20 protein-coding genes are annotated in these 26,334 nt (G+C 50.4%); 2 read left to right on the forward strand and 18 right to left on the reverse strand.

Going from position 1 to position 26,334, the window contains the following annotated elements; all coding sequences use genetic code 11:
* Nucleotides 1-103: 103 nt before the first annotated feature.
* From Q4526_RS14035 to udk, 3 genes are all read right to left on the reverse strand, one after another.
* Nucleotides 104-775 carry a methyltransferase gene (locus Q4526_RS14035; RefSeq protein WP_215977702.1) on the reverse strand — a complete coding sequence of 224 codons (672 nt, stop codon included), beginning with the start codon at nucleotides 773-775 and terminating at the stop codon, nucleotides 104-106.
* A 197-nt stretch (nucleotides 776-972) separates the two neighbouring features.
* A complete protein-coding gene (locus tag Q4526_RS14040) occupies nucleotides 973-2,190 on the reverse strand; it encodes a NupC/NupG family nucleoside CNT transporter (RefSeq protein ID WP_336623026.1) in 1,218 nt (405 codons plus the stop codon).
* Between the two features lies 1 nt (nucleotide 2,191).
* Nucleotides 2,192-2,800 (reverse strand): uridine kinase, encoded by a 609-nt coding sequence (gene udk / locus Q4526_RS14045; protein ID WP_215977703.1) that lies wholly within the window; start codon nucleotides 2,798-2,800, stop codon nucleotides 2,192-2,194.
* 44 nt (nucleotides 2,801-2,844) lie between these two features.
* Between udk and Q4526_RS14050 the strand changes: the two genes are divergently transcribed.
* Nucleotides 2,845-3,447, forward strand: coding sequence for a uracil-DNA glycosylase family protein (locus tag Q4526_RS14050; protein WP_303609665.1), 603 nt, complete (start codon nucleotides 2,845-2,847; stop codon nucleotides 3,445-3,447).
* Between the two features lie 94 nt (nucleotides 3,448-3,541).
* Here Q4526_RS14050 and nspC read toward each other — a convergent pair whose 3' ends face one another.
* The 12 genes from nspC to sdhC all read right to left on the reverse strand — a co-directional run bounded on the left by nspC (nucleotide 3,542) and on the right by sdhC (nucleotide 19,431).
* Nucleotides 3,542-4,711, reverse strand: a complete 1,170-nt coding sequence (nspC, locus tag Q4526_RS14055; RefSeq protein ID WP_215977705.1) for a carboxynorspermidine decarboxylase — start codon at nucleotides 4,709-4,711, stop codon at nucleotides 3,542-3,544.
* Nucleotides 4,712-4,777: 66 nt separating this feature from the next.
* On the reverse strand, nucleotides 4,778-5,980 hold the full coding sequence (locus Q4526_RS14060; protein ID WP_215977706.1) for a saccharopine dehydrogenase family protein: 1,203 nt from the start codon (nucleotides 5,978-5,980) through the stop codon (nucleotides 4,778-4,780).
* A gap of 29 nt (nucleotides 5,981-6,009) precedes the next feature.
* Nucleotides 6,010-7,926 (reverse strand): biosynthetic arginine decarboxylase, encoded by a 1,917-nt coding sequence (speA, locus tag Q4526_RS14065; RefSeq protein ID WP_303603495.1) that lies wholly within the window; start codon nucleotides 7,924-7,926, stop codon nucleotides 6,010-6,012.
* 175 nt (nucleotides 7,927-8,101) lie between these two features.
* Nucleotides 8,102-8,974 carry a succinate--CoA ligase subunit alpha gene (sucD, locus tag Q4526_RS14070; protein WP_215977708.1) on the reverse strand — a complete coding sequence of 291 codons (873 nt, stop codon included), beginning with the start codon at nucleotides 8,972-8,974 and terminating at the stop codon, nucleotides 8,102-8,104.
* Nucleotides 8,975-10,141 (reverse strand): ADP-forming succinate--CoA ligase subunit beta, encoded by a 1,167-nt coding sequence (gene sucC / locus Q4526_RS14075; protein WP_215977709.1) that lies wholly within the window; start codon nucleotides 10,139-10,141, stop codon nucleotides 8,975-8,977.
* 178 nt (nucleotides 10,142-10,319) lie between these two features.
* Nucleotides 10,320-11,774 (reverse strand): dihydrolipoyl dehydrogenase, encoded by a 1,455-nt coding sequence (gene lpdA, locus Q4526_RS14080; RefSeq protein ID WP_215977710.1) that lies wholly within the window; start codon nucleotides 11,772-11,774, stop codon nucleotides 10,320-10,322.
* A gap of 91 nt (nucleotides 11,775-11,865) precedes the next feature.
* Nucleotides 11,866-13,086 (reverse strand): 2-oxoglutarate dehydrogenase complex dihydrolipoyllysine-residue succinyltransferase, encoded by a 1,221-nt coding sequence (odhB, locus tag Q4526_RS14085; protein ID WP_215977711.1) that lies wholly within the window; start codon nucleotides 13,084-13,086, stop codon nucleotides 11,866-11,868.
* A 45-nt stretch (nucleotides 13,087-13,131) separates the two neighbouring features.
* Nucleotides 13,132-15,963: a 2-oxoglutarate dehydrogenase E1 component gene (locus Q4526_RS14090; protein WP_215977712.1), complete on the reverse strand. Its 2,832-nt coding sequence runs from the start codon at nucleotides 15,961-15,963 to the stop codon at nucleotides 13,132-13,134.
* Between the two features lie 235 nt (nucleotides 15,964-16,198).
* On the reverse strand, nucleotides 16,199-16,903 hold the full coding sequence (locus Q4526_RS14095) for a succinate dehydrogenase iron-sulfur subunit (protein WP_215977713.1): 705 nt from the start codon (nucleotides 16,901-16,903) through the stop codon (nucleotides 16,199-16,201).
* Between the two features lie 15 nt (nucleotides 16,904-16,918).
* Nucleotides 16,919-18,691, reverse strand: a complete 1,773-nt coding sequence (gene sdhA, locus Q4526_RS14100; RefSeq protein WP_215977714.1) for a succinate dehydrogenase flavoprotein subunit — start codon at nucleotides 18,689-18,691, stop codon at nucleotides 16,919-16,921.
* 3 nt (nucleotides 18,692-18,694) lie between these two features.
* On the reverse strand, nucleotides 18,695-19,063 hold the full coding sequence (sdhD, locus tag Q4526_RS14105) for a succinate dehydrogenase, hydrophobic membrane anchor protein (protein WP_215977715.1): 369 nt from the start codon (nucleotides 19,061-19,063) through the stop codon (nucleotides 18,695-18,697).
* Nucleotides 19,057-19,431: a succinate dehydrogenase, cytochrome b556 subunit gene (gene sdhC / locus Q4526_RS14110; RefSeq protein ID WP_215977716.1), complete on the reverse strand. Its 375-nt coding sequence runs from the start codon at nucleotides 19,429-19,431 to the stop codon at nucleotides 19,057-19,059. The genes sdhD and sdhC overlap by 7 nt, the downstream gene beginning before the upstream one ends.
* A gap of 770 nt (nucleotides 19,432-20,201) precedes the next feature.
* Here sdhC and Q4526_RS14115 point away from each other — a divergent pair.
* On the forward strand, nucleotides 20,202-21,476 hold the full coding sequence (locus tag Q4526_RS14115) for a citrate synthase (protein ID WP_215977717.1): 1,275 nt from the start codon (nucleotides 20,202-20,204) through the stop codon (nucleotides 21,474-21,476).
* A 256-nt stretch (nucleotides 21,477-21,732) separates the two neighbouring features.
* On the opposite strand, the gene Q4526_RS14120 is transcribed toward Q4526_RS14115, so the two are convergent.
* The 3 genes from Q4526_RS14120 to Q4526_RS14130 all read right to left on the reverse strand — a co-directional run bounded on the left by Q4526_RS14120 (nucleotide 21,733) and on the right by Q4526_RS14130 (nucleotide 26,263).
* Nucleotides 21,733-24,126, reverse strand: coding sequence for an exo 1,3/1,4-beta-D-glucan glucohydrolase (locus tag Q4526_RS14120; protein ID WP_368411109.1), 2,394 nt, complete (start codon nucleotides 24,124-24,126; stop codon nucleotides 21,733-21,735).
* Between the two features lie 351 nt (nucleotides 24,127-24,477).
* Nucleotides 24,478-25,524, reverse strand: a complete 1,047-nt coding sequence (locus Q4526_RS14125) for a cupin-like domain-containing protein (RefSeq protein ID WP_215977719.1) — start codon at nucleotides 25,522-25,524, stop codon at nucleotides 24,478-24,480.
* 16 nt (nucleotides 25,525-25,540) lie between these two features.
* Nucleotides 25,541-26,263 (reverse strand): SapC family protein, encoded by a 723-nt coding sequence (locus Q4526_RS14130; RefSeq protein ID WP_215977720.1) that lies wholly within the window; start codon nucleotides 26,261-26,263, stop codon nucleotides 25,541-25,543.
* Nucleotides 26,264-26,334 lie beyond the last annotated feature (71 nt).

The following is a 26,334-nucleotide window of genomic DNA, read 5'->3' on the forward strand; positions in this document are numbered from 1 at the left end:
GAGACTAAGACTGGAGAGTCAGCCGAAGCCACCCCTGAAAACCGTACAACGGTTTGGAGGTGGCAGCGACAACAGTTTTACCCACCCCTACTTCAGACCGCGCTTATTTCCCATCAACTTGCAGAATAAACTTTGACGTCTTCCAGGGTTGGCTAATGCGGTGCTCGATCAGGTCGCAACCGAATTTATCTTCACAAAGATCGAACAAACTCAAAAAGGGTGTACGCCCCGGATCGGCAATCAATATATTCTTCACGCCCGCGGCCCGCGCTCTTTTTATAAGATTAAACAGCGGCTTGGTCATTTCATCCCAGAAACAAATCTCACTGCCAATCAGTGTATGGACACCCTCAAGATCTTTTTTGGTGATTTTCTCAAAGCGCTTCGTCATAAACTCAACACGCTTCACCTGATTGGCCGATTTTACAAATTCAACGTAAGGCGCCAAGGCACCGTCGGCGTCCAATGCCGTCACTCGGGCGTCAAAGTGCTTTGCCATAAAACAGCTCAGCCCACCCCAGCCACAGCCTATTTCCATAACACGGGCACGCTTTTTAATAGGGTTATCCAGCAAATAATCCATTAACACCGCGCTGGAGCGCCACACTTTATTACCGTGCAGCGAAGGCTCCTCCGCCTCGCGCTTTAAGCGACGAATTTCCGGGTGCTGGCCTTTGGGCAACAGTATGCCGTGCAAGGAGTGAAAGTGCTTCTCGGTACTGTCCGACTTATTTGTTTGCGTTTTTTTTGTTTGCGACTTCTTTTTTGCGGCCACGATTTCCCCCAAATAAATCAAATTAGCCAAGCAGACTGTTGAAAAATTCTATGCATGCTCAGTGTAAAAGCCTGAGTACGTATGGGGTTTTTCAACAACCTGCTAGCACTGCATGTTAGCACGCACAGGCACAATGGTTCTATCTCACTGAATTTAACTGCGACGCCATAACAATCGGTCGCCGAATGATTTGCTCATTAAACAGAGACAATAAAGATGGATGCGATTGCCGCGCTCATCATATTGGCAAAAAAACCGGCAAACACAGCCTTAAGCCCCATGCTGGCAACTTCGGCGCGACGGGTTGGTGCCAGCGTGGCAAAGCCACCCAGCAACACCGCCAGCGACCCAAAATTGGCAAAGCCACATAGAGCAAAGGATGCGATGGCTTCTGAGCGGGCCGATAAAGCATCGCGCTGAGCGGCGAGATCAATAAAAGCCACAAACTCATTTAGTACTAACTTCTGCCCGATCAAACTGCCCACGATTCGGGTTTCTTCCCAGGGCACACCCAGCAAAAAAGCTAAAGGCCGAAAAATTCCACCCAACACCCATTGCATACTGAGATAGTCCATCCCCAACCAGCCGCCAACCACAGCCAACATTCCATTTACCATCGCAATAAGGCTGATAAACGCCAGTAACATAGCCCCGATATTGGCGGCCATTTTCATACCATTACTGGCCCCTGTGGCCGCAGCGTCAAACACGTTAGCATTGCCCTCAGAATCTTCGGCAATAGCCAGGTCGTCGCGCGGTGTTTCGGTTTCGGGCACCATCAGCTTGGCCATCAAAAAACCGCCGGGCGCCGCCATAAAGCTGGCCGCAAGCAGATACTTAAGCTCCACACCTAAACCGACATACCCAGCCAGTACCGACCCCGCAACGGTCGAAAGCCCCCCAACCATTACCGCAAACAACTCAGACCGTGTCATGGTGGGCAGGTAGGGTTTCACCACCATAGGAGCCTCGGTATGCCCCACAAAAATATTCGCCGTCGCGGATAATGATTCGGCGCGGCTTGTATTCAATAAAAACCGCAATGCGCCCCCGAGCAAGCGAATAACCCACTGCATTATGCCGAGGTAATAAAGTACGGAGACAAAAGAGGCAAAAAAAACGACCACTGGCAACACATTAAAGGCGAAAATAAAACCGACAGAATCCCCGCTCAAGCCACCAAACATAAATTCAATACCAGCGCGGCCATAGCCAATCACACTGTAGACACCATCAGACAAATGTTTAAGCGCAGATCGCCCCCAGGAGGAGTACAACACCAGCGCTCCCAACCCCAACTGAGCCGCAAAAGCCACCAGAATCGTGCGCCAGTTAATTTGAGAGCGGTTTTCACTCAAAGCAAAGGCCAGCAACAGCAAAGTCGCCATACCCAACAGACTAATCAGAACGTGCAAGTCACATCTCCTTAAGGAGTGAATCGTATACCCAGCGGTTTGAACCACCGTCACTGGCCACTATATCGGCCCACTGTCGCTGCGGAGCAACATATTGCTCAAACATTGGCTCTACATGGTTTTTAAATTGTGCCCGGACCGATGACTCTACTCGCCCCCGCTGCTTCACATCCCGCGCCAGTCGGCGTTCAAAACAAGTCTCAAGCGGCGTTTTCAGGTACACACCAGTGTCAACTAAGCTTCGTATTTGTGGCCAGTGCAACGCCAGAATACCTTCAAAGATAATGATATCCACAGGTACTTGCTGGCACACTTTGGAAGCGCGTTTGTGTTCGGCATAGTCGTATTGTGGCATCTCAATCGATTGACCGGCTTTCAATGATTGCAGAGACTGAATCAATGTCTTATGGTCGAAACTGGCGGGATGATCAAAATTGATAGCCGCGCGCTCAGTGAGACTGCGGGCAGAAAAATCACGATAATAACTGTCCTGAGCAAGGACACAACAGCTGTATTGCCCCTGCTCCGTAAAGGCAGTCTTTAGATAGTGAGCCAGGCTTGTTTTTCCCGAACCTGATACGCCGGCGACGGCAAAGAGTAAACTACGCAAACAATATTCCCCCAATGAAACGTCATTATAGAGGTCGTTGCGCTGTGAATGATGACAATTTGATTGCAAGTCACTGTAAAACTCTATTGCACAGGGTGCGCCAGTGTACGGAATGCGCCGAACACTTGCCCTTTCCACCCCGTCCAATCCTGCAGGCCAGTAGCCGTTCGCGTATTCTAATTGCCGCACAGGCCCCGGGGAAACTGGCTCACGACTCTGGCTTGGCGTTTAACGACCCGAGCGGTGACCGCTTGCGCCGGTGGTTAGGTGTGGACTCTACAACATTTTATAATTCGAACAATTTTGCGCTATTGCCTATGGGGTTTTGTTTTCCGGGGGCAGGTAAAAGCGGTGATTTAGCGCCGCGGCCAGAGTGTGCCCCGCTCTGGCGACAGCCCCTGCTGGATCATTTAAGTCATATTAGACTCACACTGGTTATCGGGCAGTACGCCCAAGCCTGGCACCTGCCCAACAGCGGCAAAAGCGTCACCGAGCGCGTACAGCAATGGCACGTACTCTGGCCCGATATACTGCCCCTGCCCCACCCCAGCGGCCGTAACAATCGCTGGTTAAAACGCAACCCATGGTTTGAGCAAGAAGTCGTTCCCATGCTACAGGAGCGGATCAAAACCTTATTATCAGTTTAAGATCATCATTAACGGCAGGTTTCAACGCAACAACACCGTCATCGATGGCGTCTCTTTTTGTTCACCGCAATCCGTTTCCCGCCAGCCTAACTTCCTATGACAACCGAGATTTAAAGTCCTCGTAGCCAAACTCACGTATCACCTGCAACTCTTCGGTGCGCGAATCCCAAATGGCGATAGCCGGCAGGTTAATGCCGTTAAATGTCGTGGTTTTAACCATGGTGTAGTGGGCCATATCGTCAAACACAAGGCGCTGGCCGACTTCGAGCGGGGCGTCAAAGCTGTAATCGCCAATCACATCCCCGGCTAAGCAAGTCATCCCTCCCAGACGGTAGGTATGGGCTTTTTCATCGGGCATGCCCGCGTTCAATATATCGGCACGATATGGCATTTCTAAGGTATCCGGCATATGGCAGGTAGCGGAGGTATCCAGTATGGCTTGGGGAACCGTACTGACAAAAGTATCCAACACCTCGGCCACCAAAACACCGCTGCGAATGGCTGTGGCCTCACCCGGCTCAATATAGACCTGCACGTTATATCGCTGGGCAAAGCCGCGAATTAATGCAATCAGCTCGTCCACTTGATAATCTTCACGAGAGATATGGTGGCCACCGCCAAAGTTTACCCACTGGGCTTGATGCAGGAGCGTGCCAAACTTTTCTTCGACCACTTTAATGGTTCGCGCTAAGGGCGGCACGTCATGTTCGCACAAGGTGTGAAAATGCAAACCGGTAATGCCCTCGGGTAAATGTTCGGAAAACTGGGCGCGGGGAATGCCCATACGCGATTTGGGGGCGCACGGATCGTAAATAGGAACATCCCCCTCCGAGTGCTCCGGATTGATTCGCAGCCCAAATTGCATTGATGGTCGTTTTTGTTTGGCCGCCATGGCAGTGGCTTGAAAACGCTCCCATTGCGATAACGAATTAAACAATACATGGTCCGACAGCTGTAGTACCTGTTCTAAGTCTTCAGGTTTATAGGCTGCCGAATAGGTGTGCACTTCGCCACCATAGTATTCGCGGGCCAGCCTCGCTTCGTTCACCCCACTGGCACAACTGCCGGATAAATAGCGCTGAAATAAATCGCCTAAAGACCAACAACTAAACGCTTTAAGTGCGGCTAAAACTTTGGCACCACTGGCCTCGCCGACGCGATGCAATATTTTTAAATTGTCCTCAACTGCGGCTTTGTCTATGACAAAACAAGGGGACGGCACTCGGGTCGGGTCGAAATTATCAAAGTATCGGCGCTTATGCATAATTTACTCACTGATAAAAAAGCCCGTCTTAGACGGGCTTTAAAACACGGTTGGCAGGCAAAAACGTTAATCTTCCATGCCGGTCGCTTGATCTAACTCAACCACCTGCCAGGGCAAGCCGTACTGGTTTAAATCTTCCATAAAGGGGTCCGGGTCTAGCTGTTCCATATTCCAAACTCCGGCGCCGGCCCATTTTTTCTCCAGCATCATCTTGGCGCCAATCATCGCCGGCACCCCGGTCGTGTAAGAAATGGCTTGAGATTGCACCTCGGCATAGCAGGCTTCGTGATCGCAAATATTGTAAATATAGTAGGTTTTTTCTACACCGTCTTTCACCCCGCGCGCCAGGCAGCCAATGCAGGTTTTCCCCTTGGTCAGAGGCCCGAGGCTGGCCGGGTCGGGCAAAAGTGCCTTAAGAAATTGCAGAGGTATAATTTCTTTACCTTCAAACTCGACCGGATCAATGGATGTCATGCCAATGTTACCCAGCACTTCTAAATGCTTTAGGTAATTATCAGAGAAGGTCATCCAAAAGCGGGCCCGCTTAATTTCCGGCAGGTGCTTGGTTATAGACTCCAACTCTTCGTGATACATCAGGTAGATTTGTTTGGGGCCGATGCCGGCGGGAAAGTCAAATGAGCGATTTTCTTCCAGTGGACCGGTTTCTTGCCAGTTGCCGTCTCGCCAATAGCGACCATTGGCGGTCACTTCCCGAATATTAATTTCGGGGTTAAAATTAGTCGCAAAGGGCTGGCCATGATCACCGGCATTGCAATCTATAATATCCAGATAGTGAATTTCATCCAGGTAATGCTTCTTTAAATAGGCGGTGTATACGTTAGTTACCCCCGGATCGAAGCCCGAGCCCAACAGCGCCATACGCCCGGCACTTTTGAACTTATCCTGATAGGCCCACTGCCACTTATATTCAAATTTAGCTTCTTCCGGTGGCTCGTAGTTAGCCGTGTCTAAATAATCCACGCCGGCTGCCAAACAGGCATCCATAATGGCCAAATCCTGATAAGGCAAGGCCACGTTTATGACCAGATCAGGTTTTTCTGCTTTGAGCAGTGCGGTCGTTGCCTCGACATCATCGGCATCGATTTGCGCCGTTGTGACCGGGCGCGGCAATTGCGCGGCAATTGCCTTACATTTTGCCTCGGTGCGACTCGCCAGTACGATTTCGGTAAATACATCGGACAATTGAGCACACTTGTGTGCCACTACACCACCGACACCGCCGGCGCCAATAATCATTACTTTAGCCATAATTTCCTGACCCTTTTACCGTATTGAACTTATCGTTCAAAGTAAGTGTAACCACGCAAACTTTCAGAATAAGCCGCCAGCATATTCTGACGCTCTGATACTGTTATCCGGCCATCGCGAACGGCTTGTTCGGCCGCCATTCGGAACTGGCGAAACATAGACTGTGGATCGTACTCCACATAGCTAAGTACATCGGCGATACTATCACCATGCAACTCATGCACAAAATCAAGACTGCCATCACTGTTGATTCGAACGCTGGCCACGTTGGTGTCGCCAAATAGGTTGTGCAAGTCACCCAGGGTTTCTTGATAGGCCCCAACCAAAAACACCCCTAAATAATACTCTTCGCCGCTGTTAACCGGGTGCAGGGAAACCGTATTGGTCTCCCCCTCGGGACCAGCAAAACGGTCTAGCTTACCGTCGCAATCACAGGTTAAATCCGCGATAGTTGCCTGCCGGCTAGGCTGTTCATTTAACCGGTGGATGGGCATAACCGGGAACACTTGATTAATCGCCCAGGAATCCGGCAGCGATTGGAACACACTAAAATTACCGTAGTAGATGTCGGCCAACTGTTCTGGCAGCTGCTCCAATTCAGCGGGTATTCTTTTCATTTCTGGCAGCAGTTGCATAATACTTTGCAACCCCGACAAACACAGATTTTCGGCAAATGCGCGGTCACGCAGGTTAATTTCACCGCTAAAAAAGCAATCGCGCACCTGATCCCGGTAATAAATAACGTCGTTATAGCACTCTTGCAGTTTTTCCAGACGTACACCCTTGACGGTGTACCACAGGTTAGAAATTTGCTCGTGCAAGTTTTCCGGCAGCTGTTCAGGCACCGGGCCCGGTTTGAAATGGCCGACGTCGAGTATGTTAAACAAGAGTACTGAGGTGTGGGCAACTGTGGCCCGCCCAGATTCGGTGACAATAGTCGGGTGTGGCAACTGGTGGGCATCAAGCTGTTGGGCGATTGCCTCAACCACATCGACACAATACTCCTCTACCGAGTAGTTGCGACTGTGCCCACTGGCACTGGAGGTGCCGTCATAGTCGATTGCAAGCCCACCGCCCAAATCCATATAGCTTAAGGGAGCGCCCTCACCCACAAGCTCGATATAATAGCGGCAAGCCTCCAGTACTCCGGTTCGAATATTGCGAATATTCGGTATTTGCGAGCCCAGATGAAAATGCAACAGTTGCAAACAGTGCAGCAACTGGCTGGCTTTGAGCTGATCAATCACTTCAACCAGATCTTTGGTCGTAAGGCCAAACAGACTGCGATCACCGCTGTCCTCTGCCCAGTGACCATCAACCTTAGTGGATAGTTTTAGGCGTACACCTATCATCGGGTCAATATCGAGAATCCGGCTGCGCTCAATGACCAATTTAACCTCAGCCAGAGTTTCCAGAACAAAAATGCATTTAAAGCCCAGCTTGCGTGCCTGCAGCCCCAAATCGATAAATTCGGCGTCTTTATAGCCGTTGCAAATAATCAGGCTTTCGCGGTTTTGCAATACCGACATGGCAATCATCAGTTCGGCTTTACTGCCCGCCTCCAAACCGTGATTGTATCGCTCGCCAAAACGTGCGATCTCTTCCACGATATGGCTTTGCTGGTTTACCTTAATCGGAAAGGCGCCGCGATACTCGCCTTGGTAACCCGTAGTCGCTATCGCCTGAGCAAAGGATTCATTGAGAATACTGAGGCGGCTATCCACTAGGTTTTCAATGCGCAAGAGTACCGGCATTTCCAGACCACGCTGGGACAAGCCATCAATAATATCGGTCAGGGCGACAGCCACTTCACCGTTGTCACCCGAAGCGCGCACCTCGACATTGCCTTCGGCACTGACGCCAAAATAGCCACTGCCCCACTCATCGATACCATAAAGCTCTGCCGACTGCTTGGCAGACCACCGGTTAACTTGTGAGTCGTTCAATCGCATATCTCCTTTGAGGGCAGCACGAGCGCAATGAGCTCGCTAAAGTCGCGCAATTTCCCACACTTTCAGATAAATGAAAAGCGGTTTTACACCTTTTTATAAGCTGTACAGAGTATTGCGGCGGATACAAAAAAGGCGGCCCAAGGCCGCCTTTTTGACTGCAGGTTAAAACTTACCAACCCGTCAGCTCTTTCAGTGCATCGCCGATACCGGCCAGGCTGCGCACAGTTTTTACACCGGCGTCTTCCAGGGCGGCAAACTTATCATCAGCGGTACCTTGACCACCAGAGATAATAGCACCGGCATGGCCCATGCGCTTTCCTGGAGGCGCGGTAACACCCGCAATGTAAGAAACAACCGGCTTAGTGACGTTGTCCTTGATGTAAGCGGCCGCTTCTTCTTCAGCGGTACCACCGATTTCACCGATCATAACAATCGCTTCGGTTTGTGGATCTTCCTGGAACAACTTCAAAATATCGATGAAGTTAGAGCCCGGAATTGGATCGCCACCAATACCGACACAGCTAGACTGGCCATAACCGAAATCTGTGGTTTGTTTAACCGCTTCATAGGTCAAAGTACCAGAGCGAGAAACAATACCAACCTTACCTGGCTTGTGAATGTGACCGGGCATAATGCCGATTTTACATTCGCCTGGAGTAATCACACCTGGGCAGTTAGGGCCGATCAGGGTAACACCCAGCTCGTCACACTTCACTTTACAGTCCAGCATGTCCATAGTGGGCACGCCTTCGGTAATACAAACGATCAGCTTAATGCCGCCGTTGGCCGCTTCCAAGATTGAGTCCTTACAAAAAGGCGCTGGCACGTAGATAACAGAGGCCTCGGCACCGGTTTCGGCAACCGCTTCGGCTACTGTGTTAAACACAGGCAGACCCAAGTGCGTTTGACCGCCTTTACCTGGAGTTACACCACCAACCATTTTTGTACCGTAGGCAATCGCTTGCTCGGAGTGAAAGGTACCCTGAGAACCGGTAAAGCCCTGACAGATAACCTTAGTCTCTTTATTGATCAATACGCTCATTTATTTACCCTCCGCTGCTTTTACCACTTGCTCGGCAGCGTCAGTCAGACTGGTCGCAGCAATAATGTTCAAACCGCTGTCTGCCAATACTTTAGCACCCAGCTCCGCGTTGTTACCTTCCAGGCGCACAACCACGGGGATTTTAACACCCACCTCTTCGACTGCTCCGATCACACCTTCAGCGATCAGGTCACAGCGAACAATACCGCCAAAGATGTTAATCAATACGGCTTTTACGTTGTCGTCAGACAGGATGATTTTGAATGCTTCAACAACACGCTCTTTGGTAGCACCGCCACCTACGTCGAGGAAGTTAGCAGGCTGACCACCGTGCAGTTTAACGATGTCCATGGTACCCATGGCCAAACCAGCACCGTTTACCATGCAGCCAATGTTGCCATCCAGAGCAACGTAGTTCAGCTCCCACTGGGCTGCGTGCGCTTCGCGCTCGTCTTCCTGGCTAGGGTCGTGCATTTCGTGCAGATCTGGGTGGCGATACATAGCGTTGCCATCCACGCCCACTTTGGCGTCCAGACAGTGCAGATCACCGGCCGGGGTAATAACCAGCGGATTGATTTCAACCAGAGCCAAATCTTTTTCTTTAAACATTTTGCCCAGACCCATAAAGATCTGTACAAATTGTTTGATTTGCTTGCCTTCCAGACCCAGCTTAAACGCTAAATCGCGCGCTTGGTATGGCTGTGGGCCTACCAGTGGATCGATGGTTGCCTTGAGGATTTTCTCAGGGGTTTCTTCGGCCACTTTTTCAATTTCAACGCCACCTTCGGTCGACGCCATAAATACGATACGACGGCTGGAGCGATCAACAACAGCGCCCAAGTACAATTCTTGGTCAATGTCGGTGCAGCTCTCAACCAAAATACGGCTGACCGGCTGGCCTTTTTCATCAGTTTGGTAAGTAACCAGATTTTTACCCAGCCACTGCTTAGCAAAGGCTTCAATTTCACTTTTCGATTTAACCAGCTTTACACCACCGGCTTTACCGCGGCCACCAGCGTGTACCTGGGCCTTAACAACATACTCTTCTCCACCGATGGTATCGGCAGCGGCTACAGCCTCAGCAGGTGTCTGCGCAGCAACACCCTGGGAGACGGGCAAACCGTATTGTGCAAACAATTGTTTGCCTTGGTACTCATGCAGATTCATGATGCTCTTCCGTTTATTAACGTGAATTAAATAACGACAGCGAAACTAGGCTTGCGCCCTTTTCGCCCCTTGTTTCTTCCCAGCTACCGGTGCCTTGTGGCTCTAAGGTTCGGCAGCCACAGGGCCCAAGAGCATTGACTCATGGGACCTGCATTTTTCTTTGTTGTTGGAATAATTATTACTTGCGCTTTTTGCGATTCGGCATGTGAATGGCGTGACCGCCAACCGCCAAAGCGGCCTCTTTCACAGCTTCAGAGAAGGTCGGGTGACCGAATACGGTCATGCCAATGTCTTCAGCACTGGAGCCAAACTCCATCGCAATCGCTACCTGCTGAACCAAGTCAGAGGCGGCGGGACCGACAATATGAGCACCCAAAACGCGATCGGTTTTAGCGTGAGCGATGATTTTCACCATACCTTCAGCTTCATCCGAAGCTACGGCACGACCTACCGCCATAAAGGGGAAGGTGCCTACTTCATACTCTTCACCTTCGGCTTTAAGTTGCTCTTCGGTTTTACCCACAGAGGCGACTTCAGGGTGAGTGTAGATCACGTTAGGAATAATGTCGTAGTTCACCAGAGGCTTTTGGCCGGCAATACGCTCAGCAACCATAACGCCTTCTTCTGAACCTTTGTGAGCCAGCATCGGACCACGAACAACATCACCCACAGCCCAAACGCCCGGGGCGTCGGTTGAGCACAAATCGTTAACGTAAACGAAACCGCGCTCATCCAGATTCACACCACTGTCTTCCGACAACAGACCTTCGGTGAAAGGTTTACGGCCAACACACACGATCAGCTTATCGAACACTTCTTTTTGCTCGTTGCCGTCTTTATCGGTGTAAGTCACTTCGACTTCTTTTTTCTTGCCTTTGCCCTTAACTTCGGAGCCCGTTACACGGCTGCTCAGACGAATATCAAGACCTTGTTTGGTAAAGATTTTTTGTGACTCTTTGGCAATCTGTTGATCCATCATGGCCAGGAAACTGTCCATGGCTTCGAGCAACACGACTTTTGAACCCAGACGCTTCCACACACTACCCAGCTCAAGACCGATAACACCGGCACCAATAACACCGAGGCGCTCAGGCACTTCTTGAAATTCCAAAGCGCCAGTAGAGTCAACGATAACGTCGTTATCAACCGGGGCCACTGGAATGTTCACAGGGATAGAACCCGAGGCCAGAATAACGTTGTCAGCTTCCAATACGGTGGTTTTACCATCGTTATCGGTAAACTCAACTTTTTTACCTGCCAGTAATTTACCTGTGCCATACAAGCTGGTGACCTTGTTGGACATAAACAAGCCAGCAACGCCGCCAGACATTTGCTTAACAACAGCTTCTTTACGTTTGATCATGGCCGGAACGTCAATGGCCAGTTTGCCAGTGCTGATACCGTGCTTCTCAAAACCATCGTGGGCGTAATGGTATTTGTGGGAGCTATCGAGCAGTGCTTTCGATGGGATGCAACCGGTGTTTAAGCAGGTACCGCCATTAATCCCTTTACCGTCTTTATCTTTCCACTTTTCGATACAGGCAGTTTTTAAGCCCAGTTGAGCACAGCGGATAGCACCTACATAACCGGCAGGGCCAGAACCAATTACAATCACATCGTATTTGTCAGACATAGTCTTCTTCCCAATTGTTTTGCGTAGCCGGCGTTGGTGTTCCGGCACTTAAATTTTCCGGCGACGGGTAAGCCGCCGGTAGCCTCTGCTATTAGATTTCCAGCAGGATACGCGCTGGATCTTCCAGAAGCTCTTTAATCGCCACCAAGAATTGTACAGCTTCTTTGCCGTCAATTAAGCGGTGGTCGTAAGACAGAGCCAAGTACATCATTGGCAAGATTTTCACTTCGCCATTAACCGCCATCGGACGCTCTTGGATTTTGTGCATACCCAAAATAGCGGTTTGCGGCAAGTTCAGAATCGGCGTTGACAACAGTGATCCGAACACACCGCCATTGGTGATGGTAAAGGTACCACCGGTCATTTCATCGATCGACAGTTTGCCGTCACGAGCGCGCAAACCGAAATCGCGAATGGTGGACTCGACCTCAGCCACACTCATTTTTTCGCTGTTGCGAAGCACCGGTACAACCAAACCTTTTTCGGTCGATACGGCTACACCGATATCTTGGTAGCCGTGATAAACAATGTCGTCACCATCCAGTGAAGCATTAACCGCGGGGAAACGCTTCAGCGCTTCGGTCGCAGCCTTTACAAACAAGCCCATAAAGCCCAAACGAGTACCGTTATGAACTTTTTCAAACTTGTCTTTGTATTGCTTACGCAGCTCCATAACCGGTGCCATGTTCACTTCGTTAAAAGTGGTCAACATGGCCGTTGAGCTAGTGGCATCGAGCAGGCGCTCTGCAATGCGCTTACGCAAACGCGTCATAGGCACACGTTTTTCAACACGATCGCCTTCGGCCGCAAGTGGTGCAGGTGCCGCGGGTGCACTGGCAGGAGCAGCGGCGGGTTTACTGCTGGCAGAGCTGATGTGGTTCATCACATCTTCTTTGGTCACTCGACCATCTTTACCGGTACCGGCAATTGAGCTTGGCTCAATATTATTTTCTTCCGCTAACTTGCGCGCCGCCGGACTCAGAATTTTATCATCGGCTGAAGCCGATTCAGCCGCTGGGGCTTCATCTTTGGCAGGCTCAGAAGTCTCTGTAGAGGCTCCTGTGCTACCGGCGGCACCGGCTGTAAATACCGCAATAACTTCATTTGACAGGACGGTATCGCCCTCGCCTTTCATCACTTCGCTCAATACACCATCAGCGGGAGCGACAACTTCCAAAACCACTTTATCGGTTTCAATATCAACAATCAGTTCGTCACGTGAACAAGCTTCACCGGGTTGCTTGTGCCAGGTCGCAACGGTCCCATCCTGTACGGATTCGGGGAATGTAGGGGCTTTAATTTCTGTGCTCATTACGTTTCCTTAGCTTTCGCTAGCTTTCTCTATTCAGTTGCGTGCTTATACACTCAGCGCTTCATTGATAAAGCGCTTTTGCTCTTCAAGATGCACCGAAGCGTAGCCGGATGCAGGTGCCGCTGAAGGATCACGCCCTACATAACCGAGGTACAAGTTCGGGTTCAGGTCATAAACCACACGGCGCATATGGTGTTGGCTCGAATACCAAGCGCCTTGGTTCATGGGCTCTTCCTGACACCACATGATGTCTTTTATGTTAGTGAAAGGCGCTAATGCGGCTTTCAATTCCTCTTCCGGGAATGGATAAAGTTGTTCTAAACGCACCAAGGCGACATCGTCTTGCTCGCGCTTGTTGCGCTCTTCCAGTAAGTGGTAGTAAACCTTACCACTGCACAATACCGCGCGCTTCACCTTAGCAGGATCCAGATCATTGTCGCCAATGACATTCTGGAAGCTGCCGTGGGCCAAATCTTCCAGACTGGAGGTTGCCAATGGGTGGCGCAAAATCCATTTCGGGCTCATTACCACCAACGGGCGACGCATAGGTCGAATCGCCTGACGACGCAGCATGTGGAATACCTGAGCCGGCGTGGTGGGTATAACCACTTGAATATTGTGCTCGGCGCACAGCTGCATAAAGCGCTCAAGGCGAGCCGATGAGTGCTCTGGCCCCTGTCCCTCATAACCGTGCGGCAGCAACATAGTCAGGCCGCACAAACGTCCCCACTTATGCTCACCGCTGGTAATAAATTGATCGATCACAACTTGCGCACCGTTGGCGAAGTCACCAAACTGCGCTTCCCAAATAATCAGGGCATTGGGTGTCGTCGTGGCGTAACCGTATTCGAAGGCCAGCACCGCTTCTTCAGACAAGTAAGAATCGTACAAATCGAAAGCGGGTTGATTGTCATACATTTTCGCCAATGGCGTGTAGCGCTTGCCTTCTTTTTGGCTGTGCAGTACGGCGTGACGATGCGAGAAAGTGCCACGACCGACGTCTTGCCCGGTCATGCGAATTTGATGACCCTGCTCTAACAATGTTGCATAGGCCAGTGTTTCCGCAAAACCCCAGTTAATGGGCAATGCACCACCGGCCATTTTGCGGCGATCGTCGTATATTTTCGACACTTGGCGTTGCAGCACTATGCCGTCGGGCACATCGCACATTTTGTGTGCCACTGCCTGCAAGGCTTTTAATTCGAAACCGGTTTCCGCGGGCGTTTTCCAGTCGTGGCCAATATAAGGTGACCAGTCGACAAACAGTGAGCTGTCAGGTTCGCTGACCAGTCCACTGGCTACGCTTTCGCCACGATCCAGCGAGGCGCGGTAATCGTTCATCATTTTGGTCGATTCTTCGGCACTTAACACACCGCTATTGACCAATAAGTCTGAGTACAGGGTGCGCGCGGTTTTTTGCTTGCGGATGGCCTGATACATCAAAGGCTGAGTCGATGAAGGATCGTCCGCTTCGTTGTGACCACGACGGCGATAACACACCAGATCGATAACCACGTCTTTTTTAAACTCATAGCGATAATCCATCGCTAACTGAGCCACAAACAGTACGGCGTCTGGGTCATCTGCATTGACGTGGAAGATCGGTGTTTCGATCATCTTGGCCACATCGGTACAGTATTCGGTAGAGCGAGCATCTTCGCGGAAACTGGTGGTGAAGCCCACTTGGTTATTGATCACCAAGTGCAGGGTGCCGCCAGTTTTGTAGGCGCGGGTTTGCGACATTTGGAATGTCTCCATCACCACACCTTGACCCGCAAAGGCCGCGTCGCCGTGAACCACAATAGGCACTACGGTTTTACCCGATGCGTCTGAGCGCCGATCTTGACGGGCCCGTACCGAGCCTTCAACTACAGGCGAAACAATTTCCAAATGCGATGGGTTAAACGCCATCGCCATGTGCAGCTCGCCGCCGGGAGTCATAACATTGGAGGAGAAACCTTGGTGATACTTTACGTCGCCCGAGGTATCCACCAAGCGCTTGCCCTCAAACTCGCCAAACAGTTCGGCCGGGCTTTTACCAAAGATATTAACCAGTGTGTTCAGACGACCGCGGTGGGCCATGCCCAACACAATTTCTTTGGCGCCGTAGCCACCTGCACGTTTCACTAGTGCATCGACCAACGGAATAAAGCTTTCGCCACCTTCCAGACCAAAACGCTTGGTGCCTGGGTATTTGCTGTCCAGATGGCGTTCAAGACCTTCAGCGGCGGTTAAGCGCTCGAGCACGGCTAAGCGCTGTTCGGGGCTGAAGGTAGGTTGAGAACGAACGCTTTCGAGGCGTTGCTGCAACCACTGCTTTTCCGACAGGTTGGTAATGTGCATTATTTCTGGGCCGACATGGCCACAGTAGGTTTGTTCTAGCGCAGCGATGATCTCTTTTAATGGCGCCTCTTCACGGCCAATAAATAGAGGGCCGGTTTGAAAAACCGTGTCCAGATCAGCGGAGGTTAAACCATGAAAAGCAATATCGAGGTCGGGAACGTGCTCGCGCTCCATCAAACCGAGGGGGTCGAGCTGGGCTTTTTGGTGCCCGCGGAAACGGTAAGAGCTGATTAATTGCAGCACTTTAACTTGTTTGCGCTCATGTTCGACGGAAATTGAGCTTGCCAGAGTCGGAGAGGCAGCCCTGGATTTAGACTTGGCTAGTTGAGCAAACTGCTCGCGAATCACCGAGTGTGGTGTATCTTGGGAAACGACGCCCTCTACCCGAGGCAACTGATCGAAGTAATCACGCCATTGCTCCGGTACACCATTGGGGTCGTGTAAATATAAATCGTAGAGATCTTCCACATACGAAGCGTTCCCACCAGAAATATGGGACGTGCTCCAAAGCTGCTCCATAATGCTGTCTTGCATTCCACCCACCTTGTCATGGAGATTTGGTCAGCCTCAGCCGACACAGCCCGGGCGATAACCTGGACTCCCCTGCTATATAGATATAGCCGTTAGCTTCCAAAAACGCGTTCAGCTTTTGGCCGAGCGCGCCGCTTAGTTTGTACCAAGTTTGAGTCTGGCACATACACAAATGCGCTGCATGCGAGTATTGCTCCCAGACAGCGCACTGTGTTACTCAAAGGCAATTAATAACTGCCTAGGTCGCACTGCGCAATAACATAGACCGGATATGACCGATGGCGCGCGTCGGGTTTAAGCCCTTAGGACACACAGCTACGCAGTTCTGAATGCCGTGGCAGCGAAATACGCTGAACGGGTCATCCAGTTTTGACAAACGATCCTCAGTGGCCTCATCGCGGCTATCCACCAAGAAGCGGTAAGCCTGCAACAATCCCGCGGGACCGATAAATTTGTCTGGGTTCCACCAGAATGACGGGCAGCTGGTTGAACAACAGGCGCAAAGTATACACTCATACAGCCCATCAAGCTTAGCCCGATCTTCGGGAGATTGTAACCGCTCAATGGCCGGTGCGGGGCTTTTATTCTGCAAATACGGCTCAATTTTCTTGTACTGAGCGTAAAATTGCGACATATCAACCACTAGATCGCGAATAACAGGCAGCCCCGGCAGAGGCCGCAGAATCAGCTTACCCTTTTTTACGCACTCAGACAGCGGCGTAATACAGGCCAAACCGTTCTTGCCGTTAATGTTTAGCCCATCGGAACCACAAACACCTTCGCGACAAGAGCGGCGGTAAGCCAGTGTGGAGTCCTGTGCTTTTAACAGCTCCATAACATCCAACACCATCAGGTCTTTGCCCTGTGTATCCACCTCGTAAGACTTCATATAGGGCGCGGAGTCTGTCTCCGGGTTATAGCGATAAATTTCTACTTTCAACATAACTTATCCACCCTATTAATAAGTGCGAGCTTTTGGCTCGAATGCATCCATCGATTTAGGCGCGAAGTTTACACTGCGCTTACCCACCCGCTTCTCAGCTGGAAAAAATATAGAGTGACACAACCAGTTTTCATCGTCTCGCTCCTGGAAGTCATCGCGAGCATGAGCGCCGCGTGACTCTTTGCGCTCTTCAGCAGCAATGGCGGTCGCCTCAGCTACTTCCAATAAGTTTTGCAACTCTAGCGCTTCAATTCGGGCGGTGTTAAAGGCATTACTTTTATCGTCCAGAGTGACATTGGCGATACGTTCACGCAAATCCGCCAGTTTTTTAATGCCCTCTTCCATAAACTCGCCTTTGCGGAACACACCGAAATGATTCTGCATAACATTTTGCAGCTCGGTACGCAGCGCAGCGGTCGATTCACCACCCTCAGAAGTATTGAGGCGATTGAGTCGTGACATGGCAGCTTCGATATCCGCTTGGCTAGGCTCGCGCAACTCGATGCCCTCGCGCAGACTCTTCTCAATGTACTGGCCCGCAGCGCGACCAAACACCACCAAGTCCAACAGCGAGTTACCACCCAAACGGTTGGCACCGTGCACAGAAACACACGCCGCCTCACCACAGGCGTAGAAGCCTGGAATCACCTGATCATTGCCATCGGCATCAAGCGTCAGGGCCTGGCCGCTTACGTTGGTTGGAATACCGCCCATCATATAGTGACAGGTTGGCACCACAGGGATTGGCTCTTTAACCGGGTCGGCATGGGCAAAGGTACGCGACAACTCAAGAATACCGGGAAGCTTAGCGTTTAGCGTTTCTTCGCCCAAGTGATCAAGTTTGAGGTAAACGTGATCGCCGTTCTCACCACAACCGCGTCCCTCAAGAATTTCCAAGACCATGGAGCGCGCCACAACATCGCGGCCCGCCAGGTCTTTGGCATTAGGTGCGTAACGCTCCATAAAGCGCTCGCCGTCTTTATTGACTAAGTAGCCACCTTCACCACGACAACCTTCGGTCACCAAGGTGCCCGCACCGTGAATACCGGTGGGGTGAAATTGCCACATTTCGATATCTTGTACCGGGAAGCCCGCGCGCAGTGCCATACCAATACCATCACCGGTATTGATGTGGGCATTGGTGGTCGAAGCATAAATACGACCCGCACCGCCGGTAGCGAAAACAGTGGCTTTTGATTTTACAAAAACAACCTCACCGTCTTCGATATTGATAGCGATAACACCAACAACCGCACCATCTTCGTTCTTAACCAGATCAACGGCGAACCACTCGTTCAAAAATACGGTGTCGTTTTGCACATTTTGTTGATACAAAGTGTGCAACAGCGCATGACCGGTACGGTCAGCCGCCGCACAAGTGCGAGCAGCCTGGCCACCGCGACCAAAATCCTTCGACTGACCGCCGAAAGGACGCTGATAAATACGGCCATTATCGGTGCGCGAAAATGGCAACCCCATGTGCTCCAGCTCGAATACGGCCTCGGGACCTACCGAGCACATATACTCAATAGCACTCTGGTCACCGATGTAATCCGACCCCTTAACGGTGTCGTACATATGCCAACGCCAATCATCTTGCGGGTCATCACTGGCAATCGCACAGGTGATGCCACCTTGAGCCGAAACCGTATGAGAGCGAGTTGGGAATACCTTGGTAATAACAGCGGTTTTATAACCGGACTGAGCCAGTTGCAGCGCAGCGCGCATGCCCGCTCCGCCACCGCCAATGACGATACCGTCAAAAGTAATTGTACGCATATTAGCCATTGATCAAAGCCCCCAAAGAATATCGAAACCCCAGACCACATAAGTGACTGCAACTAAGGCCAGCATCAGCTGGACAAAGACGCGCACTGCAGTAGCTTTGCTACCGAGGGTCTGAGTAGTAATGTAATCGGTCAGAACCGCCCACAGGCCGATCCAGGCGTGAGCGACAATCGACAACAGAGTAATCACGCTAAACACACGCATCCACAACTGAGCGAACAGCGCGCGCCATTGATTGAAATCGAGATCCGGGTTGATGACCAAATAGGCCACCAAAAATACAATATAAGCCACCATAACGACGGCGCTTATACGTTGAATAAACCAGTCAGATAGGCCACTACGGCCTAAATTAGTAATCGAGGTTACCATACCCAAACTCCTGCCAATACGATCAGTACAACAGCCACCACCAGTGCAAGCTTGGCACCCAGGCGACCCCCTTCATAGGACTCACCGACACCGCAATCCATAATCAGGTGACGTACACCCATGGCGGTGTGGTATCCCAGGGCGGCGAGTACACCCCAGAGAATCAGTTTGCACACCGGGCTTGCCAGTGAGTCTTGAACAGAAGCGAAGCCTTCGGCAGAGCTTAGGCTGGCGTCAAGCATCCACAACAACACTGCGACACCCGCAAAAAGTGCCACCCCGGTTACGCGATGCGTAATCGAAACAAGTGCTGTGATTGGAAATTTAATGGTTGAGAGCTCGAGATTGACAGGTCTTTTTTTGTTCACGGTAGCTATTCACCTTTATGCCCAAGGGCCGGTTTTAAGAATCGGTGTCCGACGGCAAATCCCAATCAATAAGGAGGGCAAGTATTGAATGCGCAACATAAGTGCACCAAAGGCTGCCGCCAGCCACATCCTGCAAGTCGCGGCGTATTATAGGGATTCGACTTGCGAAACACAAATAATTTGGCCCGACCACAATTTGGATTTTTTACTGATATTCCAATCACTTCGCCCCCTAAACACCAACATCAAAACATCGAAATTTATGCCTCACAAGCGTGCAGTTTTGCGCCACCGCCCCATTCTGGACGCAGCAACCGCCCCAAAACAGGACAGCACTTCTGTCCATACCTAGCTTGGGAGCAATAATTTGGCAAAAAAAACCTGTTTTCACGCCCAACGCTATGCCTGTATAGCAAATCTCATCTATAATGCCGCCTCCTCAACGAAGTAGTTACTGCCGAATTGGGGAATGCAGTGCCTCACAAAGCAATGTCTAGGGGCATTACAACAGAGCCGCCGAAGCGTAAGTTCGACCCATCTCGGGCTCGAAACCAAGAGCTGGCAACAGCGAGAGAGCCCTCCAGGGGCCGGAAAATACTCGAGGTAAGTCTAGACAGTAGCCGCACAGGCTGCGAGCTTACCCTCAACACTAATAAGCAGTGCACCCTGCCGCCGGCATCCACAGGACGCCGTATGGGGCAAACTTGTGCCACTGACTCATGAGCCCGGCCATACTTGCCGAGCCCGCAAAGTAACTACAGGAGTCCGTAATGACTGACAAAAAAGCACGTTTAACGGTCGACGGCCAGGATACGTCGGTAGAGCTGCCAATTTACGCAAGCACTGCCGGTCCTGACGTTATTGATGTTACCAGCCTGACCAAGAACGGTTTTTTTACTTACGACCCAGGCTTTATGTCAACAGCTTCATGCGAGTCTAAAATTACCTTTATCGATGGCGGCAATGGCATTTTGCTGCACCGGGGTTACCCCATAGATCAGCTGGCCGAGCACTCTGACTACTTGGAAACGTGCTACCTACTGTTAAAAGGTGAATTACCCAGCGCAGACCAAAAGCAATCGTTTGTAAAAGCCGTCAAAGAGCACTCTGCCGTTGACGCCTCCATTGCCAAGTTAATTCAAAGCTTCCCCAAAAATGCTCACCCCATGGCGGTACTTTGCAGCGCTGTTGCCGGTCTGGCCGCGGTGTACAATGACGACATCGACATCACCAAAGCCGAAGATCGCGACACTACCGCTTACCGCTTGATCGGACAGATGCCAACCTTAGCGGCCATGAGCTATAAGCATTTGAAAGGCGAAGATTTTGTTGAGCCTAACGAAGCTCTGGAGTATGCGGAAAACTTCCTCAACATGACTTTTGGCAGCTCAGCGGCCAGCAAAGTAAGCCCGACACTCGCCAAGGCAATGGACCGCATTTTCTTGTTGCATGCCGATCACGAGCAAAACGCATCTACCTCTACGGTCCGTTTGTCTGGCTCATCTGGCACCAACCCATTTGCTGCTATCGCAGCCGGTATTTCTACCCTTTGGGGGCCAGCACACGGTGGTGCCAACGAAGCGGTATTAACCATGCTGGAAGAAATCGGCTCAGTGGACAACATTGACACTTATGTTGCCAAAGCCAAAGACAAGGCTGACCCTTTCCGCCTGATGGGCTTTGGTCACCGCGTTTACAAAAACTTTGACCCACGCGCCAAAGTTATGAAACAAGCCGCCGACGAAGTTCTGTCGGAACTGGGGCTGGAAAACGATCCCCTATTGGCCATTGCCAAGAAGCTGGAAAAAATCGCACTGGAAGATGAGTACTTCATTCAGAAGAAACTCTACCCCAATGTGGATTTCTACTCGGGCATCATCATGAAGGCCTTGGGTATTCCCACCGAAATGTTTACCGTTATTTTTGCCACTGGACGCGCCGTTGGCTGGTACGCCCACTGGGACGAGATGGTAAGCAGCTCGTACAAAATTGGTCGCCCACGCCAGCTCTACACCGGCTACGCAAAACGTGACTACCCCGCCTAAGGTTTCAGCCTTTTTGTGCTGAAACCTGCCGTACGGCCACAAAAAAGCCAACCTGAAACAGGTTGGCTTTTTTTGTTTTAAGGTGAGGCGCATACCAGAACCACCTACCACTGTCTCATTAATGTAACAAACCACCCTTGCCATAAGCGTAGGGCTTTATCTACAGATCCAAAAAAACCGCCCGAAGGCGGTTAAGAGAGAGACGAGAATTCTTTTTAACATTGACGGTTTATAATTCTAACTACCCCGTCAAAATTTAATCCTGGCAGCTAATAGTCGCATCGGCGGCTTGATATTTCTCAACTCGAACATTGGCAAAGGTAAAATCCAACTCACCCTCGGTGTAGATGCTAAATGGGCGAACCACTTGCGTGATAAACTCTTCTAACGGTTGTCGAACACCAAAACGTTCGCCCGAATCGGGGAAGCAGCTCAAATCAACGGACACTGTCTGCCAACCATTACCTGCCAAGTGTTCATTCAAGCCGGTGGTGACATCCAAATCAGAGGCGCAGTAGCTGCCACAACCCAAGCGTAAAAAGGCTTCTTTTGTGGCTGGGCTGTCGACTTTTATATCTAAGATCAACGCCGCGTTGTCACTGACATATTCGGTCCAATCTTGAAGCTCTTCGGTAAACAAAGCCACATGACCTGGGCCACGACCATTAAACACAACCCGGCGAGCGTCTTCTTGCTCGTTGCGGTCAACTGCGGTTACGGTCACTGTGGATGTACTCATGGATTTGCCTTCCATCACTAAGCGATCATTTTCGGCACCCACCGCCTCAATGGCCCAAGGCTCAATAGGACGACGTTCAAACAACTTAAGCACATCGGTGGTTGTGGCAACGCTAAGCCCCTGCTCAGAAAGATTATCGCCTAGCGAATCGGTATCTTGATAAGTCAGACCAAAACCGTATGCGAACAAAGGATCGTAATGGCTATCACCGATATTAAGTGGTGTTTGATCGGGTAATTTGGGCCATGAAAAAGATAACTTGCCGGACATCGGCACATTAACTTCGCCCTGGTTGTTCCGAAAAATCACATCAGAAACACCGATGCCTTCTGTTCCTGGATGCCAAATTACAGCAAAAGCATCGGAGGCATTGAGTTCGCGGTTAATCCAAAGAGGACGACCGGTAATAAACAACGATACCACTGGAATACCAGCATCCTTAAAGCTTTGCAAAAGCTCTAAATCCGTGGTTTTGCCGCGATTGTAAGCCAAGTGTGCAACATCGCCCTGCATTTCTGCGTAAGGGTTTTCGCCGAAAACGACAATCGCGACATCCGGTTTATCGGTAAAACTGCCGTCTTCACTTAACGTGACACTACCACCACCGGCTTCAACGGTTGTTTTTATGCCGTCGTAAACAGAAGTAGCCCCGGGGAAGTCAGAGTTTTTATTGCCTGTACCCTGCCAGGAAATCGACCAGCCGCCCGCCTGTTTTCCGATATTATCAGCACCATCTCCTGCCACCAGCACGTCTAATTCGCGCGACAAAGGCAATAGGTTATTGCTGTTTTTAAGCATCACTAAGGATTCTTGAACAGCTTGTCGAGCGATAGCGCGATGCTCCGGAGCACCAAGCAACTCAGATTTTCCGGCGAGTGGACGAGCCGAAGGCTTTTTAGCCTCAAACAACCCAGCACGTAATTTAACTCGCAAAATACGACGCACAGCATCGTCGATGCGAGCCATGCTGATTGCCCCATCCCGGATATCCTGCAAAGTGTTGGCATAGAGCTCTTTCCAATCGGCATCTGGCGCCATGAAAATATCCAGGCCAGCATTAACAGATTGCGGACAGTGAACTGATGTACAGCCTTTGACAAAACCATGTCCGGCCCAGTCACCAACCACTAACCCGTCAAAGTTCATTTGGCCCTTTAGCACGTCGGTCAAAAGGTACTTATGACCATGCATACGCGTACCATCCCAACGAGTAAACGATGCCATAACTGTCTGCACCCCGGCCTCAAGCGCTGTAAAGTAGCCAGCACCGTGGATATCGCGCAAATGAACTTCATCACCGGTGGTATCACCGCGGTCAATACCATCTTTGGTGCCGCCGTCGCCAATAAAGTGCTTGGCCGTGGCTATAATATGCCCTTCTGCCATAAAGTCTTGGCCGTACTGCCCCTGTAAACCGCGCACCATTTCACCGGCATAGGCTCCGACAATATCAGGGGCCTCAGACCAAGACTCGTAAGTGCGTCCCCAACGATCATTACGCGCAACAGCAACCGTAGGGGAAAAATCCCAATCAATACCTGTAACGGAGAGCTCACGGGCAGTTGCCCAACCTATTTTCTCCAATAATTCGGGGTTGTTGGTGGCCCCCAAACCAATATTATGAGGATATAAAGTTGCCCCAATCACATTCCCTACGCCGTGTACGGCATCTGTGCCCCACATAATGGGAATTCCGGCGCGTCCGTCGGTTTTATCTACCGAGGCTAGATAATAGTCATCAGCTAATGCCAGCCAATCTTCGACTTTGGCATGCTTATCTCCATTGGGAAAACCACCGCCGCCATTAAGCACTGAACCAATATGATATTTTTTCACATCTTCTGCGGTCAAATGGCGAATTTCGGGCTGGATCATCTGTCCCACTTTCTCTTCCAGTGTTAACTGAGACAAGATTTGATCAATTCGGCTCTCTAGAGCAGGCTCCTTCTGTACCTCACTTTGAATGGAAGGCCAAATACTAGCGTCATACTTCCTAGCGTCGGTTAGATCTGCTGATTGACGATCAGATGTAGGGCTACATGCCCCGAGAGTAGCTACAACTGCGCCCGCAAGCGCAATACTGTTAAGAGTCTTTATTGCCATTCAACGGCTCCTATAATTTTATAACACTCGAACAATCGGTAAATTAACAACTACCACTACTCAAATCGCCCCACATCATGCAAAACGTGAAAAGTGGTCTACTATTCAAAGCCATGCAAAAGTAGTCATCTTTTTTATTTAAGTCTTAAAACAATAACTTTATCGGTTTAACCGGTTGATCAGCCATGCTCTAAGCTGACGCGCTTTAGCATCGTCTAGCGGTGCCAGCTCCCCCTGCACCTGAGATGGGATGTGAGAGCGACTATTTTCAGTATCTCCAAAAATATAGTAATCAAATAGGGCCTGCCAAGCTTTACGCTCGTTAAGCGGCCGGTCTCGCAGGGTCAAAATAGCGTGTTTTAAAACATTGGCCGGCGTGCCCATAAAAGCGGGAACAGTATTCCACCAATAATTAATCATCACATTAAAGCGATCGATCCCCTCAACCTGGTGCCACCACATACTGGGGTAAAAAAGTGCGTCGCCCGCCTCCATATCGGCTACTTGTCCAGCCTCTAAGGCATGGCGAACCTTGGGAAAGCGCTCGAAATCTGGATTATTTAAGTCCACCAGACTTATCGCCTGCCCACCGGGAGTTGGCTCCAGTGGCCCCGGATACAAATTGTCGACCTGTTCGGGCGGGAATAAGGTGAAACGACGCATACCGGTGACACAACAGGCCAGATTATTGGGGGCATCGTAATGCGCCGAAATAACTGAGGGGTTACCCAACCAAATACTGGCCAGCGGGTCATTATCGGCAAACATAGGGTGATTAAAGCTAAGATCATTGTCTTGGCGGAAGCCGGGCAAACAGGCGTCAATGGTGGTGGAACCTACGTAGCGACCCGGTGGATTATCATCCTCTAAATGCTGCGCAATACTGTCCAGCACATCGGTCAGTGGCACTCGCTTTTTCTCAAAATTGAAGCCTGAAAAATCGTCGGTATAGGTATATCGCCCTCTAATAGTAGAGTCTGCCCAGAATGAACCGACATTGAGTCCAGCATAGAATGACTTTAAATAATCCATCGCGGCCAAAGGTGAGTGCTGGCTGGCTTCAACAAGCCCCCACTTTTTTGTCAAACCTTTCAACAAGACAGGCTCACCGGCTTCAACCAATTCTTCCCAGGGGATGGTCTCGGGCGTAATACCGTTTAACTCACGGGTTTTACGCGGCACTAAGGACGCATGAAATTGAGTCATAGGAGTACCCCTCGCATTAAAGCGCGGCTCGTTTTCTTTCCACCAAGCTTTTGATGTTTGATAGAGATGATTTCAATAGGTAAACGCCTTCTAAAAAGCCCATTTTGTTCAGCTTTTCAAGATTGGCCGCGTCTAAATCACGCAATTTATCTTCATTGATCGCGTAATAACCGGTTAAGTTATATTGGGCTTCAGGGGTGATTTGTATTTCCAAGTTAACAGGCTCAATCAGCTCTAGGTCTGCCAGCGCCTCGTACATCACCTTGCCGTAACCTAGCCCTTCGTGAATGGCGTTAAGCGTTTTAACCACTTTCTCAAGGTATGGAGAATTACCACCATGCTCTAAAAATACGGGCTCCCCTTCACTTTGGCTGACCCGCGGGTTGTCCATGTCGACATGAATAACCGTCTCGCGCTGCAGCTCGCCATCCATCTCTTTTTCTTGAAAACCAATCAGAAAAGGACCACGGGCAACGATCGCGGGAACATAGCTCGCATCCCAATTGTCATTGTTTAAATATAAGTTTTCCCCGGGCTCAAACCCCAACACAGCATGGGTTTGAAACTCTCCCGTTTTATCATTTTTACGCAATAAAATCGGATATTCGCGCTGCATATCCGCAAATTCAGTGGGAAAGGTTAAAACCGAACTTAGGTTGTCACCAAACTCTGCACCGTATCGATTAATAACCTTAAGATCTTTATGTGCGACATTATTAAGTAATACTGCATTGGGCATTAGAACCACCATCTATTTTTTATTTTCAATTGTCGGCCCATTTATTGGCAAATAAGTAAAACCGACGTCAA

This window comes from Gilvimarinus sp. 2_MG-2023, assembly GCF_030547685.1.
Classification (GTDB): domain Bacteria; phylum Pseudomonadota; class Gammaproteobacteria; order Pseudomonadales; family Cellvibrionaceae; genus Gilvimarinus.

Bases quoted from the DNA above. Each gene is read 5' to 3' on its own strand.
- sdhA (WP_215977714.1), bottom strand. From the start codon at position 18,691: ATGGCTAATATGCGTACAATTACTTTTGACGGTATCGTCATTGGCGGT.
- Q4526_RS14095 (WP_215977713.1), bottom strand. From the start codon at position 16,903: ATGTTGAAAGTAGAAATTTATCGCTATAACCCGGAGACAGACTCCGCG.
- nspC (WP_215977705.1), bottom strand. From the start codon at position 4,711: ATGCATAAGCGCCGATACTTTGATAATTTCGACCCGACCCGAGTGCCG.
- lpdA (WP_215977710.1), bottom strand. From the start codon at position 11,774: ATGTCTGACAAATACGATGTGATTGTAATTGGTTCTGGCCCTGCCGGT.
- Q4526_RS14115 (WP_215977717.1), top strand. From the start codon at position 20,202: ATGACTGACAAAAAAGCACGTTTAACGGTCGACGGCCAGGATACGTCG.
- Q4526_RS14090 (WP_215977712.1), bottom strand. From the start codon at position 15,963: ATGCAAGACAGCATTATGGAGCAGCTTTGGAGCACGTCCCATATTTCT.
- Q4526_RS14060 (WP_215977706.1), bottom strand. From the start codon at position 5,980: ATGGCTAAAGTAATGATTATTGGCGCCGGCGGTGTCGGTGGTGTAGTG.
- odhB (WP_215977711.1), bottom strand. From the start codon at position 13,086: ATGAGCACAGAAATTAAAGCCCCTACATTCCCCGAATCCGTACAGGAT.
- sucD (WP_215977708.1), bottom strand. From the start codon at position 8,974: ATGAGCGTATTGATCAATAAAGAGACTAAGGTTATCTGTCAGGGCTTT.
- Q4526_RS14125 (WP_215977719.1), bottom strand. From the start codon at position 25,524: ATGACTCAATTTCATGCGTCCTTAGTGCCGCGTAAAACCCGTGAGTTA.
- sdhD (WP_215977715.1), bottom strand. From the start codon at position 19,063: ATGGTAACCTCGATTACTAATTTAGGCCGTAGTGGCCTATCTGACTGG.
- Q4526_RS14130 (WP_215977720.1), bottom strand. From the start codon at position 26,263: ATGCCCAATGCAGTATTACTTAATAATGTCGCACATAAAGATCTTAAG.
- sucC (WP_215977709.1), bottom strand. From the start codon at position 10,141: ATGAATCTGCATGAGTACCAAGGCAAACAATTGTTTGCACAATACGGT.